Source organism: Citrobacter sp. wls757 (assembly GCF_005280935.1).
Classification (GTDB): domain Bacteria; phylum Pseudomonadota; class Gammaproteobacteria; order Enterobacterales; family Enterobacteriaceae; genus Citrobacter; species Citrobacter portucalensis.
In genome coordinates this window covers 37,062-41,063 of record NZ_SZWU01000065.1, presented here as the reverse complement: position 1 = coordinate 41,063, position 4,002 = coordinate 37,062, and the positions used below count along the sequence as shown (strand labels likewise).

Here is a 4,002-nt window from a genome sequence, read left to right as displayed (position 1 = left end):
TTTGTAGGCCTGATAAGCGAAGCGCCATCAGGCAGTGTTACGCGATTTTTCCAGCAGGAGGCTCTTGTGTCATTTGAATATCTGAAAACCGCCATAAAGCAAAAGGGCTGTACCCTGCAACAGGTGGCGGATGCCAGTGGCATGACCAAGGGATACCTAAGCCAACTGCTGAATGCCAAAATCAAAAGCCCCAGCGCGCAGAAGCTGGAGGCGTTGCACCGCTTTCTCGGTCTGGAGTTTCCGCGCCAGCAGAAAAATATCGGTGTGGTATTCGGCAAGTTTTATCCGCTGCACACCGGCCATATCTATCTTATCCAGCGCGCCTGTAGCCAGGTCGATGAACTGCATATCATCATGGGCTATGACGACACGCGCGATCGCAGCCTGTTTGAAGACAGTGCCATGTCGCAACAGCCTACGGTGCCCGATCGTTTACGCTGGCTGCTGCAAACCTTTAAGTATCAGAAAAATATCCGTATTCATGCCTTCAACGAAGAAGGCATGGAGCCGTATCCGCACGGCTGGGACGTGTGGAGCAACGGGATCAAAACGTTTATGCAGGAGAAAGGGATCCAGCCAAACTGGATCTACACCTCTGAAGAATCAGATGCCCCGCAGTATCTCGAACATTTGGGGATCGAAACCGTGCTGGTGGATCCTAAGCGGACGTTCATGAGCATCAGCGGCGGGCAAATCCGTGAAAACCCGTTTCGCTACTGGGAGTATATTCCGACCGAAGTGAAGCCGTTTTTCGTGCGCACCGTGGCGATCCTCGGCGGGGAGTCGAGCGGTAAATCGACGCTGGTGAACAAGCTCGCCAATATTTTTAATACCACCAGTGCGTGGGAATACGGGCGTGATTATGTCTTCTCCCATTTGGGCGGCGATGAGATGGCGTTGCAGTATTCTGACTACGATAAAATCGCCTTAGGACAAGCGCAATACATTGACTTTGCTGTTAAGTACGCCAATAAAGTGGCGTTCATCGACACCGATTTCGTAACCACTCAGGCCTTCTGTAAAAAGTATGAAGGGCGTGAACATCCGTTTGTGCAAGCGCTTATTGATGAGTATCGCTTCGACCTTGTGATCCTGTTGGAAAACAACACCCCGTGGGTGGCGGATGGCTTACGCAGCCTTGGAAGCTCAGTTGACAGAAAAGCGTTTCAGACGCTGCTGGTCGAGATGCTGCAGGAAAACAATATCAATTTCGTGCACGTTCAGGAGCCTGACTACGACGGTCGCTTCCTGCGCTGCGTGGAGCTGGTGAAAGAGTTGATGGGCGAGCAGAGGTAGGTTTTAATGCCGGATGCGCTGCGCTTATCCGGCCTACAAGTCGCACTAACCTCGTAGGCCGGATAAGGCGTAAAGCCGCCATCCGGCACTTAACGCTAATTACTTAGAAATACGCTTGTACTTAATACGTTTCGGCTCCAGCGCATCGGCACCCAGCGTACGTTTCTTGTACTCTTCGTATTCGGTAAAGTTACCTTCGAAGAACTCAACCTTACCTTCATCCTGGTAATCCAGAATGTGGGTGGCGATACGGTCGAGGAACCAACGGTCGTGCGAGATAACCATCGCGCAGCCCGGGAATTCCAGCAGGGCGTTTTCCAGCGCGCGCAGGGTCTCGATATCCAGGTCGTTGGTTGGTTCATCGAGCAGCAGCATGTTGCCGCCAACCTGCAGCAGCTTCGCCAGGTGCAGACGACCACGCTCACCACCGGACAGCTCGCCGACGCGTTTGCCCTGATCCACACCTTTGAAGTTGAAGCGGCCCACGTAGGCACGGCTTGGCATCTCGGTGTTGCCGATTCGCATGATATCCAGCCCGCCGGAAACTTCTTCCCACACGGTTTTGCTGTTGTCCATGGCGTCACGGAACTGGTCAACGGAGGCCAGTTTGACGGTTTCACCCAGCGTGATGGTGCCGCTGTCGGGCTGTTCCTGACCGGACATCATACGGAACAGGGTAGATTTACCCGCGCCGTTCGGACCGATGATGCCGACAATTGCGCCTTTCGGCACGGAGAAACTTAGATCGTCGATCAGAACGCGATCGCCGTAGGATTTACGCAGATTGGTGACTTCAACGACTTTATCGCCCAGACGTGCTCCAGGTGGAATAAACAGTTCGTTGGTTTCGTTACGTTTCTGGTATTCGGTGTTGTTCAGCTCTTCAAAGCGTGCCAGACGGGCTTTACCCTTAGACTGACGACCTTTAGCGCCCTGACGCACCCACTCCAGCTCTTTCTCAATGGATTTACGGCGAGCCGCTTCCTGAGAAGCTTCCTGGGCCAGACGCTGATCTTTCTGCTCCAGCCAGGAAGAGTAGTTACCTTCCCACGGAATACCTTCACCACGGTCCAGCTCCAGGATCCAGCCCGCAACGTTGTCGAGGAAGTAACGGTCGTGGGTAATCGCCACTACGGTGCCTTCGAAATCGTGCAGGAAGCGTTCCAGCCACGCGACGGATTCCGCATCCAGGTGGTTGGTCGGTTCGTCGAGCAGCAGCATGTCTGGTTTTTCCAGCAGCAGGCGGCACAGCGCAACGCGGCGGCGTTCACCACCGGAGAGATTCTCAATTTTAGCGTCCCAGTCCGGCAGACGCAGGGCGTCAGCGGCACGCTCAAGCTGCACGTTCAGGTTATGGCCGTCGTGCGCCTGGATAATTTCTTCAAACTTGCCCTGTTGTGCGGCCAGTTTATCGAAGTCGGCGTCCGGCTCGGCGTACTTGGCGTAAACTTCATCCAGACCTTTCAGTGCACTAACCACTTCGGCAACCGCTTCTTCAACGGATTCACGAACGGTATGTTCTGGGTTCAGTTTTGGTTCCTGCGGCAGGTAACCGATTTTAATGCCTGGCTGTGGGCGAGCTTCACCTTCGATATCGGTATCAATACCGGCCATGATGCGCAGCAGGGTAGATTTACCCGCACCGTTCAGACCGAGAACACCGATTTTGGCGCCAGGGAAGAAGCTCAGTGAGATGTTTTTAAGAATATGACGTTTCGGCGGAACGACTTTGCCGACACGATGCATGGTATAAACGAATTGAGCCACGTGGACTTCGCCTCTTTTATAGTGATGAATAGAGTTTTCAAAGGCGAAGTGTAGCCTTTTTCATTGCCCAATCCCAGCCAGCAGATCCCACTCGCAACAAAAGTAAAAAAGTGTCCGTGACGTGGCGCATTCTGCAATGTCTGGTTAGCATGAATTAATTAAGCGGCATGATGCTGCACAGACGTAACATGAGAAGAGGAAGAGCTTGTGGACAAAGCCAATCAATTTACCTGGCGCCTGCTGGCAGCCAGCGTATGTCTGCTGACGGTCAGTCAGGTGGCGCGAGCCGACTCCCTGGATGAGCAGCGCAATCGTTATGCGCAAATCAAGCAAGCCTGGGACAACCGACAGATGGATGTCGTAGAGCAGATGATGCCCGGCCTGAAGAACTATCCTCTGTACCCGTATCTGGAATATCGTCAGATCACTGACGATCTGATGAATCAGCCCACCATTACCGTTACCAATTTTGTGCGTGCCAATCCGACACTGCCTCCTGCGCGTACGCTGCAATCGCGTTTCGTGAATGAACTGGCGCGCCGCGAAGACTGGCGCGGACTGCTGGCGTTCAGCCCGGAAAAACCGGGTACCACGGAAGCGCAATGTAACTATTACTTCGCGAAATGGAGTACCGGGCAAACCGAAGAAGCCTGGCAGGGCGCGAAAGAGCTGTGGTTGACCGGGAAAAGTCAGCCGAATGCCTGTGACAAATTATTTGGCGTATGGCGCGCCTCAGGCACTCAGGATCCGCTGGCGTATCTGGAGCGTATTCGTCTGGCGATGAAAGCCGGGAATACCGGTCTGGTGACGGCGCTGGCCGGACAGATGCCCGCGCAATACCAAACCATTGCCTCTGCGATCATCTCGCTGGTCAACGATCCGAATTCGGTGATGACTTTTGCACGTACCACCGGCGCCACGGATTTCACCCGACAGATG

2 protein-coding genes and 1 pseudogene are annotated in these 4,002 nt (G+C 53.9%); 2 read left to right on the top strand and 1 reads right to left on the bottom strand.

The window, feature by feature from the left end; all coding sequences use genetic code 11:
- Positions 1-12 precede the first annotated feature (12 nt).
- Complete coding sequence (nadR, locus tag FDW94_RS18525; RefSeq protein ID WP_170974255.1) at positions 13-1,296, top strand: multifunctional transcriptional regulator/nicotinamide-nucleotide adenylyltransferase/ribosylnicotinamide kinase NadR; 1,284 nt, start codon at positions 13-15, stop codon at positions 1,294-1,296.
- Between the two features lie 99 nt (positions 1,297-1,395).
- Here nadR and ettA read toward each other — a convergent pair whose 3' ends face one another.
- A complete protein-coding gene (gene ettA / locus FDW94_RS18520; RefSeq protein WP_003829940.1) occupies positions 1,396-3,063 on the bottom strand; it encodes an energy-dependent translational throttle protein EttA in 1,668 nt (555 codons plus the stop codon).
- Between the two features lie 207 nt (positions 3,064-3,270).
- Here ettA and FDW94_RS24505 point away from each other — a divergent pair.
- A pseudogene (locus FDW94_RS24505) lies at positions 3,271-4,002 on the top strand (murein transglycosylase); the annotation flags it as partial.